This is a genomic window from Luteococcus sanguinis, from assembly GCF_039527675.1.
GTDB classification, from domain to species: domain Bacteria; phylum Actinomycetota; class Actinomycetes; order Propionibacteriales; family Propionibacteriaceae; genus Luteococcus; species Luteococcus sanguinis.
This window is the reverse complement of the sequence record NZ_BAAAKI010000014.1, coordinates 17,349-31,240: the sequence shown is the minus strand read 5'-3', so window position 1 is coordinate 31,240 and position 13,892 is coordinate 17,349. Positions and strand designations below refer to the sequence as shown.

Annotated in this window: 14 protein-coding genes and 1 tRNA gene; 6 read left to right on the top strand and 9 right to left on the bottom strand. The window is 67.5% G+C overall.

All coding sequences use genetic code 11. The features are described from left to right. Positions 1-33: 33 nt before the first annotated feature. Together ABD089_RS10480 and ABD089_RS10475 are read right to left on the bottom strand one after the other, a co-directional pair. On the bottom strand, positions 34-378 hold the full coding sequence (locus tag ABD089_RS10480; protein ID WP_343886327.1) for an FmdB family zinc ribbon protein: 345 nt from the start codon (positions 376-378) through the stop codon (positions 34-36). 77 nt (positions 379-455) lie between these two features. Next, positions 456-1,076 (bottom strand): 5-formyltetrahydrofolate cyclo-ligase, encoded by a 621-nt coding sequence (locus tag ABD089_RS10475; protein WP_343886326.1) that lies wholly within the window; start codon positions 1,074-1,076, stop codon positions 456-458. 18 nt (positions 1,077-1,094) lie between these two features. Here ABD089_RS10475 and ABD089_RS10470 point away from each other — a divergent pair, with 18 nt between their 5' ends. The 4 genes from ABD089_RS10470 (at position 1,095) to ABD089_RS10455 (ending at position 4,206) form a co-directional block, all read left to right on the top strand. Beyond that, positions 1,095-2,387, top strand: coding sequence for a molybdopterin molybdotransferase MoeA (locus tag ABD089_RS10470; RefSeq protein ID WP_343886325.1), 1,293 nt, complete (start codon positions 1,095-1,097; stop codon positions 2,385-2,387). 190 nt (positions 2,388-2,577) lie between these two features. Next, positions 2,578-3,177: a GNAT family N-acetyltransferase gene (locus ABD089_RS10465; protein ID WP_343886444.1), complete on the top strand. Its 600-nt coding sequence runs from the start codon at positions 2,578-2,580 to the stop codon at positions 3,175-3,177. A 194-nt stretch (positions 3,178-3,371) separates the two neighbouring features. Then, positions 3,372-4,085 (top strand): hypothetical protein, encoded by a 714-nt coding sequence (locus ABD089_RS10460; RefSeq protein WP_343886324.1) that lies wholly within the window; start codon positions 3,372-3,374, stop codon positions 4,083-4,085. 48 nt (positions 4,086-4,133) lie between these two features. Beyond that, positions 4,134-4,206, top strand: a tRNA-Ala gene (locus ABD089_RS10455). Positions 4,207-4,327: 121 nt separating this feature from the next. On the opposite strand, the gene ABD089_RS10450 is transcribed toward ABD089_RS10455, so the two are convergent. The 4 genes from ABD089_RS10450 to ABD089_RS10435 form a co-directional block, all read right to left on the bottom strand. Further along, positions 4,328-5,707, bottom strand: a complete 1,380-nt coding sequence (locus ABD089_RS10450) for a replication initiator (RefSeq protein WP_343886323.1) — start codon at positions 5,705-5,707, stop codon at positions 4,328-4,330. Further along, a complete protein-coding gene (locus tag ABD089_RS10445) occupies positions 5,679-5,957 on the bottom strand; it encodes a hypothetical protein (protein ID WP_343886322.1) in 279 nt (92 codons plus the stop codon). Before ABD089_RS10445 ends, ABD089_RS10450 begins: the two co-directional genes overlap by 29 nt. A 189-nt stretch (positions 5,958-6,146) precedes the next feature. Further along, a complete protein-coding gene (locus tag ABD089_RS10440; RefSeq protein WP_343886321.1) occupies positions 6,147-6,731 on the bottom strand; it encodes a hypothetical protein in 585 nt (194 codons plus the stop codon). A 2-nt stretch (positions 6,732-6,733) separates the two neighbouring features. Next, positions 6,734-7,249 carry a matrixin family metalloprotease gene (locus ABD089_RS10435; protein WP_343886320.1) on the bottom strand — a complete coding sequence of 172 codons (516 nt, stop codon included), beginning with the start codon at positions 7,247-7,249 and terminating at the stop codon, positions 6,734-6,736. Positions 7,250-7,548: 299 nt separating this feature from the next. Between ABD089_RS10435 and ABD089_RS10430 the strand changes: the two genes are divergently transcribed. After that, the gene (locus ABD089_RS10430; protein WP_343886319.1) at positions 7,549-8,118 is read left to right on the top strand and encodes a hypothetical protein; all 570 of its coding nucleotides are present in this window, start codon (positions 7,549-7,551) and stop codon (positions 8,116-8,118) included. Between the two features lie 606 nt (positions 8,119-8,724). Here the strand turns inward: ABD089_RS10430 and ABD089_RS10425 are convergent. Continuing rightward, the gene (locus ABD089_RS10425; RefSeq protein ID WP_343886318.1) at positions 8,725-10,164 is read right to left on the bottom strand and encodes an MFS transporter; all 1,440 of its coding nucleotides are present in this window, start codon (positions 10,162-10,164) and stop codon (positions 8,725-8,727) included. Positions 10,165-10,348: 184 nt separating this feature from the next. After that, entirely contained in the window at positions 10,349-10,969 is a 621-nt protein-coding gene (locus tag ABD089_RS10420; protein ID WP_343886317.1) for a DNA-3-methyladenine glycosylase I, read from the bottom strand. 96 nt (positions 10,970-11,065) lie between these two features. Here ABD089_RS10420 and ABD089_RS10415 point away from each other — a divergent pair, with 96 nt between their 5' ends. Further along, positions 11,066-12,307: an APC family permease gene (locus tag ABD089_RS10415; protein WP_343886316.1), complete on the top strand. Its 1,242-nt coding sequence runs from the start codon at positions 11,066-11,068 to the stop codon at positions 12,305-12,307. A gap of 67 nt (positions 12,308-12,374) precedes the next feature. On the opposite strand, the gene ABD089_RS10410 is transcribed toward ABD089_RS10415, so the two are convergent. Then, complete coding sequence (locus tag ABD089_RS10410; RefSeq protein WP_343886315.1) at positions 12,375-13,844, bottom strand: uracil-xanthine permease family protein; 1,470 nt, start codon at positions 13,842-13,844, stop codon at positions 12,375-12,377. Between the last annotated feature and the right edge of the window lie 48 nt (positions 13,845-13,892).

The window sequence follows — 13,892 nt, the reverse complement described above, 5'->3', positions numbered from 1 at the left end:
GCAACGGGTGGCTGTGGACAAAAAGGCAGTGGTTCAGGAGGCCTTGCTGGCCGGCGTGGAACTGGCCGTGGTTGAGCCGGACGAGGAGGATGACGATCCGGAGGATGAATCGGAGGTCGAGCCGCTGGAGCCGCTGGTACTGGTGCTGGAGGGCGCGGACGAGTTCTCCGAGCTGGAGTTCGCGGAGTTGGAGGCGCCCTTGGTCCGGTTGTCAGTGGCGTAGAAGCCCGAGCCCTTGAACACGACGCCGACGGCGTTGTAGACCTTGCGCAGTTCCCCGCCGCACTCCTCGCAGACGGTCAGCGCTGGGTCGCTGAACTTCTGCACCTTCTCAAGCTCGACACCACATTCGCGGCAGCGGTACTGGTAGGTGGGCATCAGGCCCCTTTCTCGACGGTCGGCAACAGATCGTATCGACGCGTGGCACAACGCTCACAATCGTCCTTCTGTTCCGCTCAGGCGTGCAGCGTCCGCGTCGGGGTCACGATCACGTCGATCGTCCGGTCGTGCGGTTCGGTGGGCAGGGCGTCCACGACGTCGTCGTCAGTCACCAGGGCAACCAGCAGCGCATCCGGGCGAGCGAACGCGAGCGCCCGGTCGAACCAGCCACCGCCCACGCCCAGCCGACGTCCGTCCAGCGTGACCGCCATCGCGGAACACAGCACCACGTCCGCCTGCGCCAGCGCCGCCGCTCCGAGCGCAGGCCCCGTGGGCTCGGGGATGCCCCACAGCCCGTCCCGCAGCCGGTCCGGGCCTTCGTACCGAGCCCAGTCCGGGTCATGCCGAGCGCCATCGGCCGTGGGCGACAGCACCGGCGCGAGCACCCGTTGCCCCCGCCGCCACAGGGTTTCGGTCACAGCCAGTGTCCCGGGTTCAGGGCGCGAACCCCCAGCTGGCATCGAAAGGTAGGTCGCGATCGTCCCCGCGTCCGTCAGCTGCTCGAGCACCCGGGCGTCGCGCTGCTCGTCCCATTCCTGCCAGATCATCGTGGGTACCGCGCGACGGGCTGCCAGCCGTTCCGCCCTGAGCTGGGACTTCGCCCTTGCGGCAGCGCCTTCGGGGGTGGTCGCGGTCATCGCCCTATCGTAGGAGCCATGGCTCTGTTCGGACGCAAGAAGAAGGTCGCCGCCCCCACCGACGAGGCGGTGCCTGAACCGACCCTGCCCGAGGCGCCCGAGCCCGACGGCGATGGTCGCCGGACCGTCGACGCCCACCGCGACTACGTGCTCGGCCTGGTGCAACCGCTGCCGCCGTTCGGCATGGCGTTGTTGGATGCGTGGGGCTTGGCACTGTGCGAATCGGTGCCGGCTGCGACCGACCTGCCCGCCTTCGACTCCGCCACCGTGGACGGCTACGGTGTGCGCGCCGAGGACGTCGCCGGAGCTACCCAGGGCGAACCCCGCGGCCTGACGCTGCGCCCCGGCGGTGCCAGCGGGCCCCTGACCACCGGCAAGGCCACGCCGGTGGCTGCTGGCCAACCCATGCCCGAGGGCGCGGATTGCGTGCTCCCCAAGGAGTTCACCACCGCCAAGGACCAGCGGCTGCGCGTGCTCGAACCCGTTGTGGCCGGGGAGAATGTTCGCGCTCGCGCCAGCCTGATGGTGGACGGTGACAAGGTGCTCGAACAGGGACGGGTGCTCGACGCTCGTTCCATCGGGCTACTCGCCGAGGCCGGCGTCGACAAGGTGCTGGCCCGTCCCCGTCCGCGCGTCGTGGTGGTCTCGATCGGCTCAGACCTCGTCGACCCCTCCCGTCGGCTCACCAGCCCGGAACAGCATTTCGACGCGACCTCCTACACGCTGGCCGCCGCCGCGAAGGCCGAGGGTTGCCAGGTCTGGCGGGTCGCCGTCGACTCCGAGGACGTCACCCGGGTGCGGGAGGTGATCGGCGACCAGTTGATCCGCGCCGACCTCGTCATCACCACCGGGGGGCTCGAGGGGGCCGCGGTGCTGGAGCAGGTCGCCCCCGGGCTGGGACGCTGTGACATCACTGACCTGGCGCTGCAGCCCGGCTCACGGCAGGGCTTCGGGTTGATGGGCGACGATGAGGTGCCGCTGCTGATGCTGCCGTCCAACCCGACCGGTGCGCTGGTGGGCTTCCACGCGTTCGGTCGTCCGGTGATCCGCACGCTGATGGGTGTCGAGCCGGTCACTCCGGTCAACCAGCGCGCGATCACGACCACGATCGTCCGCTCGACGCCCGGCGTGTTCACGGCGATCCCTGCATTCGTCCGCGAAGAAGGTGGACGGCACAGCGTCGACCTCGTCCACGGCGACCACCCGAGCGCGAACCTGGCCACCGCGAATGCGCTGGTCGTGCTGGCTGAGGGGGCCGAGGACGTGCCCGCCGGGCAGCCCGTGGTGGTGTGGATGATCGACCGTGACTGAGCGCCGGGTCTGGCGGGCCGAACAGACGTCCGTCGATGACCTGCGCCCCGACCCTGCGCTGCGCCGCACGGCACCGCCCATCGCGACCACGGTGGAGGTCCCGAAACTGCTGTCCCCATGGCAGTCCCCCGACGGACGGTCGCTGCCCGAGGGCGTGGAGTTCCCCAGCCGGCACAGCTGGCCGGTGGAACTGCGCAGCGGGAACGTGGTGCTGCGCGGGCTGCGCCGGCTCGATCGCAAGCGTTGGGACGAGGTCCGCACCCGCAACCGTGCCTGGACGGGTCCGTGGGACGCGACGATGCCGCCCGAGGGTGGCGGCAAGCGTCCGAGTTTCGGCCAGATGGTCCGGCTGTCGGATCGGGCCGGACGCGAGGGGACGGCGCTCCCGTTTGCCGTGTGCTGGGACGAGGGGTGGCCGGGCCATCCCACCGACCCGAAGCGGTGCCGGCTGTCGGGGCAGGTGAGTGTTTCCAACATCGTGCTTGGCTCGGCCAGGTTCGGCTCGATCGGCTACTGGGTGGACGAGGAACTGGCCGGGCGCGGTGTCGCCCCGACCGCTGTGGCCCTGGCCACCGACTACTGCTTCCAGGTGATGGACCTGCACCGGATCGAGGTCTGCATTCGTCCCGAGAACACCAAGTCGCTCCGCGTGGTCGAGAAGCTCGGCTTCCGACCGGAAGGTCTGCGGCGGGCCTTCCTGCACATCGACGGCGAGTGGCGCGACCACCTCTGCTTCGCCCTCACCAAGGACGAGGTCCCCGGCGGGGTGCTGAACCGCTATCTCGGCTGAACCCCGAACATTCCCCGGAACCCCAAGAGCAATCCTCGAGCCTGTCGAGGGGGCCGTGAGGTCATCTCCGCCCACATCCTGGGGCTGCCAGGAGACGCCGGACCGGTGAATTGTCAATGGATTCCTCGACACGCGGTCGAGGTCAAGTGTCCAACTCGAATCGCAACGTACGGTTTCTGCCTGTGGGAGCGGGATTGATCTATGGTGCACTGGCAGTGGTCTGGCTGGTCTTCCTCGTGCCGTGGTTCTTGTCCCGGCGTGAGGTCGACCCGATTGAGGATGGCGACATCGGCGAGCGGTTCACGCGCGCCGTCAGGATCATCCAGTTGGCCCATACCGACGAGGTTGCCGAGGTCTCCACGCCCCTGACCCGTCGTGCCGCGCGCTACGAGATCCATCAGACTGCGCGTCTGGCGGCTCGTCGTCGTCGCCGCGTGCTCATCGGTCTGGTCACCACAAGCCTGCTGTCCGCGCTCGCTGCCCCCTTCACCTCGGTGACCTGGTGGCAGGCACTCGTCCCCTTCGTGTTGTTGGGTGCTTTCGGCTACGTCGCGCACGTCAGCGTGACCAGCATGAACGCCCGTCTGGACGCACGTCTGGCCGCGATCGACGAAGCGGACGATGACGAGGCAACCGTGGTGTTGCGGCCCCTGGAGGCTGACGCGGAGGACTCGCACGAACTCTCCATCGAGATCAGCGCCCCCATCGAGGTGACGGGCTCCTTGTGGGACCCGATCCCCGTCGTCGCACCCACCTATCTGGACAAGCCGCTGGTGCCCCGTACCGTGCGGACGATCGACCTGTCGGCCCCGGAGCCGACGGTGTCCGTCCCGCGGATGCCGGTCGTCGCCGAGCCGCTCGAAGCACCCGTCGCAGACGAGCGTCGCGACCGCGCTGTGGGGGAGTGACCGGTTCGCGCCCCAGCGGGCGCGGGTGCTAGTGTGTGCTTCGCACTTGGGGCATTGGCGCAGTTGGTAGCGCGTCTCGTTCGCAATGAGAAGGTCAGGGGTTCGAATCCCCTATGCTCCACCGGCAAGAAACCTCGCTGACTAGGAAGAACGGTTCCGGTCATGCGGGGTTCTTTCATGTCTGGGGCCATTGCGCCAGCTCTCGCGGGCCCCGGCGGTCCCCAGGGCCGCATTGAGCCTTGTCAGGCCGGCGATGGCGGCGCCCGTGCCCAGGTGGTGCAGGTACCGGTTCGTGGTCGCGATGGACTCGTGGCCCATCCATGCCTGCACGGTCCCCGGGTCGACACCACGGCCCGCCACAGGCAGGCAGCGGTGTGGCGCAGGTCGTGGATGCGACGGCCTCGGGCGGTGTTCTTCCAGTCGAGGGTGCGCACGACGGCGTTGCGGTGCAGTTGAGCACCCATGTAGGTGGTCAGCAGCAGGTCGTTCGATCCCTTGCCCAGGGTGAACCGCTTGATGGTGGGCAGCACGCGGTTGGTGGTGCAGTGCTTGGCGGCGGAGGCGTCCCTGGTGGCGTACTTCGCCAGGTATCCGGCGACCTGGCCGGGGGTGAGTTCGCGGTCGGGGTCGTCGGGGCGGCGGCCCGGGTTCCCGGGCTTCGCATCGATCTGGGAACCGAAGCGAAGCACCACGGGCCGGATGGTCTCGTGCGGGGCCGGCGCAAGGTAGGTGACCGCCTGGGCGGCCTCGTGAGCTACGCGGGCGAGGGTGTCGGCGGTGATGCTGGCGGGTGCGGGGGCGCCGATACCCTCGTGGGCGGGGCCAACGAGGCGGATGAGGGCGTGGAAGTGGATGGCGCCGCGGGTCTGCATTTCGGCGACCTTGGCGAACTGCACTGAGCACACGTCGCGCAGCTTGGAGGGCTTCACGCCGAGGGTGTGGGCGAGGTGACGGCCGAGGGCGATGGTGAAGCGGCGCCAGAGTTCGGGGGCCCACCACTGCCAGATGAGGTGGTGGTCGTAGCGGTAGCAGTCGGGACAGATCGGCTGCCCGAGCAGCGGGTCATCGTCGGTGTGGCGAGTGGTGCACCACAGGGGACGTCCGTGGGGGCAGAGGTGTCCTTCACGGTGCGGGTGGCAGGGCTTGCCGCCGCGGGTGCCGTGGACGGCGCCGAAGGAGGGTGCGGTGAGGGTGAGGAAGATCAGCGGATTGTCGGCGACGGTGTCGGGGATGTTCTTGCCGCCCTGGACGCCGCAGCGGATCACCTCGAAGGTGTCGCGGGCATACAGCCGCGAGCAGGACGGGCAGACGGATTCGCGGCGGTTGCCGCAGCGCTGGAACAACACACCCAACGGCTGGTCTTGCGAACGGAAGACGGAGAGGACTTCGCCGGTCTGGGCGTCGATGCGGCTGGTGGAGCCGGTGAGACGGATGGGGTGGGCGCAGTGCCCGACGTGGGCGGCAGCAGTGGCGAAGGCGTCCCAGGTGCCGTCCTTGATGCGAGCGAGCATGGCGGCCTGGGCGCGGGGGCTCAGGTCGAGGTCGAGAGGGGCGGCCTCTCCGAATCCCTCGAAGTGGGCCCCGCGTGGCCAGTCATGCCGCGTCTCCTCCCAGCACGTCATCCAGCGACGGCTCACGATCCCCGAGCTTGTCGAGTGGATTCCCCTGGTCCTCGACGTTGCGGGGCTGGCGGGGCTTGCGCGGGGCCCTGGGCTTGCGGGCACGGGGCTCGCTGAACTCCTGGGCGGCATCCACGACAGCGGACGTGGCGGGCGGGAGGGCATCCTCGGCGGCCTGCTGCTCGGTCGGCAGGGCGATGCGGATCGGGGACGGATAGCGGCGGGCGACCTCGCGGATGGTCGAGGATTGCACGCTCCCTTGAGGAGAATTCGAGCCTCGAATATGTCCTTAACTGTATTCATGAATCCGAAAACTTTGACGCAGGCGGCAAACACCTTCCGCGCAGCAAGCCGCATGATGCCAAGACCGTAATTAGGCTGGTGTGGCGCGATGAAACATTGACGCCACACCAGCGTGATTAAAGCGGGATAGAGCCGTGCGCTAAGCTTGAGCTTTTTGGTAAATTGTGTCGTCGTTCTGTGAAGCAGCTACTTCCGAGGGGAATTGCTCCAGGTCTGGGGTAACCTTTTCGTGAGACGCTTCTTTTTTGAAAGCTGCGAGAGCCGTCGAAGGGCTACCGGTGATCTCGACGGGCTGGCGCCCCGTGGGCACCATGTGCCAACCACGCGAACTGGCTCGCGTCACGAACAGGTACGTGTGTCCCTCCTCGAGGGGGATGACCCCCTCGACAACGAATCGTTCCTTCTTTACTGAATCGAGGCCGCCCGATTGGGCAATGTGGATGGTTTTCGTTACCCGACCTTTCGAAACATCCAAGACCTTAGCGTTCCACACGGTCACCGGCAGATCGCCCGAAATTGAATGGTACTTCGGACCTGAGGTGACTTCAGCAACAAAGACGTCATCCGCCCAAGCCGCTGCATTGGCGGCTTTGTCTAGGTCGAAGGCTTCCGTGGCCGCTACGTGCACATCCCGAACGGGCTGCATCTGCCATGCGGCGGCCCCTGCTGTCGCGGTCGCGAGAAGAACAGCGCCGAGGGCAAGCTTAGAATGGCGTTGGTTCATTCTCAGTGCCCCCAGATCGAGTAGTACTTGTTCTTATCCGCTGTGCTTGGAGCATAAACGGTTCGCCCGTCGTCGTTGCAATACATTACTGTCGCGGGCGTGTTGGTGTGGCCTAGGCGGAGTGCATGGCCGAGCTCATGTACCACCACTCCCTTGCGCTTGGCGCTGCTGTACTTATCGGTGTAATATTTGTTGATCCAAATCGTGTCAGCGCCAGTTCTTTGGGTCCACAGTCCTGAATACGAAACGGATGGATTGATTACACCCGCGATTTCGACATCGTTGTAGGTGTTCCATGCGTTAGGTAGGATCTTGATTGTCCCGAGCGCGTTCCAGTTGCTAATTGCTGCACTGGTTTCTGGGATCGTCCCACCATTGACGTAGCGCATCTCCTTGCCGTCCACGGAACCGGGAAGGAGGGGATCATTGGTGCAAGCAAACGCTGGGGCGGCGGGAATTGACACTGCCAACGATGTCAGCAGGCTGCACGCGGAGGCCGCTGCTAGTTTTCGTCGCATCTTTGCGATCCTTTCGGGGGCAGGTGCTTAAGGTTCACACGGTCGATTGTTCGACGTCAACGGGCTGTGAGAATTTTCCCTACTGACTCAAGGCGCCTTCGGCGCACGTGGCCGGTGACAGCGGGGCCCCGCGACAGGGCCTCGCGCTCCGGTCGCTTCGCTCCCTCTGCGCACCCCATCGCACCCCGCCGCCACCTGCCACGCACAAGCAGGGACGCCCTGGGCCAGTTGGTCCGGAACGTCCCCTCGTTCTCTGAGCCGATGCATGATCGATCGGCCATGGGCCATCATCAAGTGCCATGAGCAATCCCACCCAGGAGCCATTCACGTGGGCCACGTCTCCCGCAGGAACTGAGTGGCTCGACCTGAGCGAACCCGCTTGGCAGGCGACCGTCGGCTACGGCCCGGCACGATTCGCGTCCTATGCACGCGTGAGCCTGCTCGCACCTCCACCGCCGGGGCGCGGCGCCCTGTCCCAGCTCCACGACGATGGCGGCGACGAGCTCCGCATCATCGACACAGCCCTGGCCGTGCTGACGCCGTGGACCACGACCCCGAACGACGCCTATTTCCTGCTGTGGGACGGGATGCCCTGGACGGACTGCGTACCGCGCCCCGCGCGACCACCGCTGACCAGCTATGCCCGTAACTACTACATCGTGCGTGGTCCCCTGGGTGCCCTGGCCGCTGGGGGAGAGGAACAGATCGACGGCACCACGCCGGCCTTCGTCTGGCCGGCAGACAGGGCGTGGTGCCTCGCCTGCGACGTGGACCCCGATTGGGCAGGCGTGGGAGCACCGGCAGATGCCATCCAAGCGCTCCTGGCCGATCCGGGGCTTGATGCCGTCCTTGCCGAGCGTTCGGCCTAGACCCACCAGCGCGTGCACGCTCTCGCGCGTACCCATCAGCACGACGAGCAGCAGCGAAGCGAGAGCAAAGCTCCTCCAAGAGATGGCTGCCAAAGCTCCGCCACGATCCATGCCGACAGCACCCATCGTGGCAAAGTTCTCACCGGCATGGACCGCGCCGGTTCGATAATCGAACAGCAACTTTCGCGCGGACCCCGGCGGACCCCCCGAGCTGAAATCACAGGCATTGGCGCACCCGTCGCAAGGCGTGAAACGGGCTCAAAACGGGCCGAATCCACGCCACGGAGGCTTTCGCAATGAGAAGGTCAGGGGTTCGAATCCCCTATATGCTCCTCCAGCAAGAAGCGCCGGTCCTCATGGACCGGCCTTCTTCGTGTGCGCAACCCCTAGGCGCCCCGGCGATGTCTCGCACGTAGTCTCGGCCCATGATGAAGGCGAGGCGACGCAGCGAGTCGAGGTCCGTGTCGTATCGGGCGCGGTCGACGTGCTCGCAGACCAAGCACCAGAAGGCGAATCCCTGGATGCCACCGGTGATCGGGACGGGGCCGGCGACCTCGAAAGCGCCGAGAAATGAGCGCGGAGACAGGACAGGTCCAGAGGAATATCTCAGTGACGGCGAAGCTCGGAAAGAGCAGATGCCTGGCGCAAGCGCAGGGCGCCGACGAATCCGAGCGCGAGGAACAGGGTTGCAATCAGCAGCGCCCAGCGGGTTGCATCGGCGAGCCCGCTCGTGAGCGCGTCGATGGCCGACGCGGTCTGATCGCCGAGACTGCTACTGCTTCCCTGCTGTCTTAACTGCATGATCGTGGTGCCCGCTGACTGGCGTGTGGCGTCCGCAAGCGAGTCCGCCTCCGGTCCGGTGAGTCCCGCGCCCGACAGGGCGCTGGGGAGGGTGATCGCGAGGGAGATCGAGAGCGCGGCCCCGGCGAATGCCGTGCCGAGGGCGGAGCCGATCTGCCGGACGGTGCTCTGCGTGGCTGACCCCTGGCCGGAGACGTCGACCGGGATGTCGCGAAGGACGGTGCCGGTGAGCTGCGCGGAGGCGAGGCCGAGGCCGAGGCCGTAGACGACCAGAGGGATCGCGATGAGCCAGCCCGGGGTCGCCGGCCCGAGGGTGAGGGCGAGGACGAGGATTCCTGCGACCTCGAGGCCCAACCCGATGAGCACGGTTCCGGGCGCGCCGAACCTCGCGGCGAGGTGCCGGGCCGAGGCGCCGGAGAGGAATGCGCCGACGGCCATTGCGGCGAGCACGAGGCCGGCGCCCATGACGTCGAGGCCGAGGGCGTTGATGAGGTAGAGCGGAAGCACGAAGATGATCGCGAACTCGCCGACGGCGACCATCGCGGCGGTGAGATTGCCCCAGGAAAACGTGGAGAACGAGAACAGTGTGAGGTCGAGCAGCGCGGCACGCTGCACTTTCTCTCGGTGTCGTTCCCAGATCACGAACAAGACCAGCGCGACCACGGCGATCCCGAAGGCGACGGGCACGGCCGAGACCGCTGCATCTTTCGGCCATACCCGTCCGAAGACGGTGAGCTCGTTCTTCGGGCTCCACCAGCCGAGGTCGGGGCCTTCGATGACGGCGAACACGAGTGCCCCGAATCCGATGGCGCTGAGCATGGCGCCGTCGACATCGACACCGGGGCGTTTCTTCTCACCGCGGGTCTCGGGCACGGTGAAGAGCGCGGCAATGAACACGAGGACGCCGAGTGGGAGGTTCACTAGGAAGATCCAGTGCCAAGAGGCCCACTGGGTGAGCGCGCCACCGGCGAGCGGGCCGACGGCAGCGGCACCGGAGATCACGGCACCCCATACCCCGAACGCCGCGGCACGGTATTTGCCTCGGAAGACGGCGTTCACGGTGGAGAGAGTCGAGGGCATGATGAACGCCGCCCCGACCGCCCGCACCGCACGCGCCCCGATCAGCACTCCCGCAGTGGACGCGGCGGCAGCGAGCAGACTGCCGGCGACGAACACGATGAGACCGGCGAGAAAGAGCCGCTTGCGCCCCCACCGGTCCGCGAGATTTCCCGTGGAGAGCAGCAAGGCGGCGGTGCGGTGGTCATGCTCGCGCCGCCGCGCCGCCGCGCGAGGTCAGCCGGCCTAAGAAGGGTGCACGCGCACGAGAAATTGCCATGCCATCAACCCCATCAGGAAGCTCCTCCAACGGCATCGCGAACATTGTCGAACTGAACCTCAACCATTCGGATGATGCCGAGGGCCACGAGCGCTAGGCCCAAACCCCGGAGCTGCCACGCCGCCAGGACCCGACCAGGTGTGTATCTACGATCCCGACTGCCTCCATCAGCGCGAACATCGTCGTCGGTCCCACGAACACAAATCCCCGCCTCTTCAACGCCTTCGCGCACGCCACCGACTCCGGCGAACTCGATGGCACCTCGGCCGCCACGCTGGGCTCGGGCGTCCGATCGGGTCGGAAGCCCCACAGGAAGTCGGCCAACCCGCCCTCATCACGCAGGGTCACGGTCGCCCGGGCATTGGTGATCGCAGCGTCCACCTTGCGTCGGTTCCGGACGATCCCGGCATCGGCCATCAACCGTTCGACGTCCGTCTCGTCGAAGCCCGCCACGACGTCGGGATCAAAGCCGGCGAACGCTGCCCGGAAGGCCGGCCGCTTGCGCAGGATCGTGGCCCAACTCAACCCTGACTGAAAGGCCTCGAGCGTCAACCGTTCGTACAACCCCTGCTCGTCGCGCACCGGCATGCCCCACTCGGTGTCGTAGTAGGCGCGCAACAGGTCGTCCTTGCTGGCCCACCCCGGGCGGGCCAGCCCGTCGGCGCCAATGACCAGCCCCTCAATCCCCGCTCCTGCGGTGACGTCCTTGTCCATGGCCACCATCGAAGCAGTCGCCAGCGACAGTTTCGCGCGCGGCCGCCAGCGAGCCGTGTTCACCTCACCTTCACGCGCCGCCGCTAACCTCCGCGCATGACGACGACCGCCCAACCAGCTCTTGCCCGACGGCTCGGGCTGGGGGACGCGGTGATGATCGGCGTCGGGTCCATGGTGGGCGCGGGGGTATTCGCCGCCTTCGGCCCGGCCGCCGCGGCCGCCGGGAACCTCTTGCTGGTCAGTCTGGGCATCGCCGCCATCGTCGCCTTCTGCAATGCGACGTCGTCGGCCCAGCTCGCGGCCCGCTACCCGACCAGCGGTGGCACCTACTTCCATGGCCGCGCGGAGCTGGGGGAATGGCCCGGCTTCCTTGCTGGCTGGTGTTTCGTGATCGGCAAGACGGCCTCCTGCGCCGCGATGGCGCTCACGGTCGCTGCCTACCTCGTCCCTTCCACCTGGCAGCATCCGGTCGCCGTGGCGGCGGTACTGGCACTGGCAGCCGTGAACGCCTTCGGCGTCACTCGCACCGCCCGGCTGGCCAAGATCCTGGCTGGGATCGTGCTGGCCGTGCTGACGGTCTTCGCGGTCACCGCGTGGGCTGCGGACGCGCCCAGCCCCACCGGCACCAGCACTTCAGCCGGACCCGTTGGCGTCCTGCAGGCCGCCGGACTGCTCTTCTTCGCCTTCGCTGGCTACGCCCGGATCGCCACGATGGGCGAGGAGGTCGTGGAGCCGCGCCGCACCATCCCGCGCGCCATCACGGTCGCGCTGGGTATCGCGCTGGTCACCTACCTCGTCGTCGCACTGACGCTGTTGCACGTGCTGCCCGTCGACGAGATCGCTGGCAGCACCGCACCGGTCGCCGATGCCGCGGCCGCTCTGGAAGGACGCTCGTGGCTGGGTGTCGTCGTCCGGTTCGGGGCCGTCTGCGCGGCGCTCGGTTCGCTGCTCTCCCTGATCGCCGGCGTCGGGCGCACCAGCTTGGCGATGGCGCGCGAAGGCGATCTGCCCGCGCCGTTGGCCCGCGTGGACGAGCGGTACCGAGTGCCCCGCACGGCTGAGGCGGTGCTGGCCGTCGTCGTCAGCGCGCTGGTGCTGGTCGTCGACCTCCAAGGGGTGATCGGCTTCTCGTCCTTCGGTGTGCTGCTCTACTACTTCGTCGCCAACGCGTCCGCCTGGCACCAGAGCGAGGGACGGATGTATCCCCGCGCCCTGCAGGGGCTCGGGATGGTGCTGTGCGCGGTGCTGGTGGTGACGTTGCCGTGGCAGTCGGTCGCGGTCGGTCTGGTCGTGCTCGCGGTTGGCGTGGCCGGACGCGTGATCGCGCGCCGGGTCTGAGACATTACGTTCCCCGAGCTTGAGGGCGGCCCGGGTAGCGGGGCCCTAGGAACACACCTTCTTGCCGCTAGGAACGCACCTTCTTGCTGGGGTCGTACTTCTGGTAGGGGCGGTCTTGCCCTCCCTCGACGGTGTACATGCCCGGCTCGTCCAGGATCAGGTTGGAGCCGCCAGCGGCGTCCGACAAGTACCTCGGTGCGATGGCCCGCGCCAGGTGCCACAGCAACACGACGGCGATGGTGCCGAAGGCGATGCCGCCCAGGGTGAAGTTCTGGCCGATGGTCAGCGACACGTCGCCAACGCCGATGATGATGCCCGCGGCCACCGGAACCAGATTCACCGGGTTTCCGAAATCGACCTGGTTCTCCTTCCAGATCTTCGCGCCGAGCAGGCCGATCATGCCGTAGAGGACGACCGTGATGCCGCCCAGCACCCCACCGGGCGTCGCCGAGATGATCGCGCCGAACTTGGGGGAGAAGCCGAACCCGATCGCCACCAGTGCCGCCACGACGTAGGCGGCGGTCGAGTAGACGCGCGTCGCCGCCATCACGCCGATGTTCTCCGCATAGGTCGTCGTCGGGCCCGCCCCCACGGCCGTGGCGATCATGGACGTGAAGCCGTCCGCGGCGACCGCCCGCCCCATCGACTCGTCCAGGTTGGCACCGGTCATCTCCGCCACGGCCTTGACGTGTCCGGTGTTCTCCGCGACCAGCGCGATGACGACGGGCAGCGCGACCAGGATCGACGCGAGCGCGAAGTGGGGTGCGTGGAAGCCGAGCACATTGTCACCGGCCCCGTAGGCCCAGTTCGCCAGGTCGGTCTTCGGCGGCAGGCCGAACCAGTCAGCGGTCCGGACGCCGGACCAGTCGACCCGGTAGTTCTGCGTCGACACACCGTCCACGGTCTTGGTGATCGGGCCAGCCACGCGGTCCAGCAGCGCGCTGAACGCATAGCCGAACAGCAGCGACAAGAAGATGGCGATGCGGCCCAGGAAGCCGCGCAGGCCCACCGAGAGCAGCACGACGACGAGCATCACCAGCAGAGCGGTCCACTGGTCCTGCGGCCAGTAGGTCTTGGCGACCACGGGCGCGAGGTTGAAACCGATCAGCATCACCACGGCACCGGTGACCACGGGGGGCAGCACCCGGTGGATCACCCGCGCCCCCGCGAAGTGGATCACCAGGCCGATCACGAACAGCGCCGCACCGACGCACAGCAGCGCACCCGAGACATCGTCCGGACGCCCGCCCTGGGCGTAGATCGCGGTCGCGACGCCCACGAAGGACGCGGACGAGCCGAGGTAGCTCGGCACCTTGTTGCGGGTCAACGCCAAGAAGATCAGCGTGGCGATACCGCTCATCATCACCGCGAGCTGGGGGTTGAGCCCCATCAGCAGCGGGAAGACGAAGGTGGCACCGAACATGGCCACCACGTGCTGGGCGCCGAGCCCGATGGTCTTGCCCCACCCCAGACGTTCGTCCGGGGCGACGACCGCACCCGGTTCGAGATGGCCATTGCCGTGCAGCTTCCAGAGCATTCGCTCTCCCTTCCGGGGGTTGATCCTATGGTGCGGACGTCCAGGTGC

What these genes read in the sequence shown, in the direction of transcription:
- ABD089_RS10440 (WP_343886321.1), bottom strand. Translation starts at nt 6,731, where the DNA reads ATGAACCAACGCCATTCTAAGCTTGCCCTCGGCGCTGTTCTTCTCGCG.
- ABD089_RS10410 (WP_343886315.1), bottom strand. Translation starts at nt 13,844, where the DNA reads ATGCTCTGGAAGCTGCACGGCAATGGCCATCTCGAACCGGGTGCGGTC.
- ABD089_RS10435 (WP_343886320.1), bottom strand. Translation starts at nt 7,249, where the DNA reads ATGCGACGAAAACTAGCAGCGGCCTCCGCGTGCAGCCTGCTGACATCG.
- ABD089_RS10430 (WP_343886319.1), top strand. Translation starts at nt 7,549, where the DNA reads ATGAGCAATCCCACCCAGGAGCCATTCACGTGGGCCACGTCTCCCGCA.
- ABD089_RS10480 (WP_343886327.1), bottom strand. Translation starts at nt 378, where the DNA reads ATGCCCACCTACCAGTACCGCTGCCGCGAATGTGGTGTCGAGCTTGAG.
- ABD089_RS10470 (WP_343886325.1), top strand. Translation starts at nt 1,095, where the DNA reads ATGGCTCTGTTCGGACGCAAGAAGAAGGTCGCCGCCCCCACCGACGAG.
- ABD089_RS10450 (WP_343886323.1), bottom strand. Translation starts at nt 5,707, where the DNA reads ATGACGTGCTGGGAGGAGACGCGGCATGACTGGCCACGCGGGGCCCAC.
- ABD089_RS10415 (WP_343886316.1), top strand. Translation starts at nt 11,066, where the DNA reads ATGACGACGACCGCCCAACCAGCTCTTGCCCGACGGCTCGGGCTGGGG.
- ABD089_RS10420 (WP_343886317.1), bottom strand. Translation starts at nt 10,969, where the DNA reads ATGGACAAGGACGTCACCGCAGGAGCGGGGATTGAGGGGCTGGTCATT.
- ABD089_RS10475 (WP_343886326.1), bottom strand. Translation starts at nt 1,076, where the DNA reads ATGACCGCGACCACCCCCGAAGGCGCTGCCGCAAGGGCGAAGTCCCAG.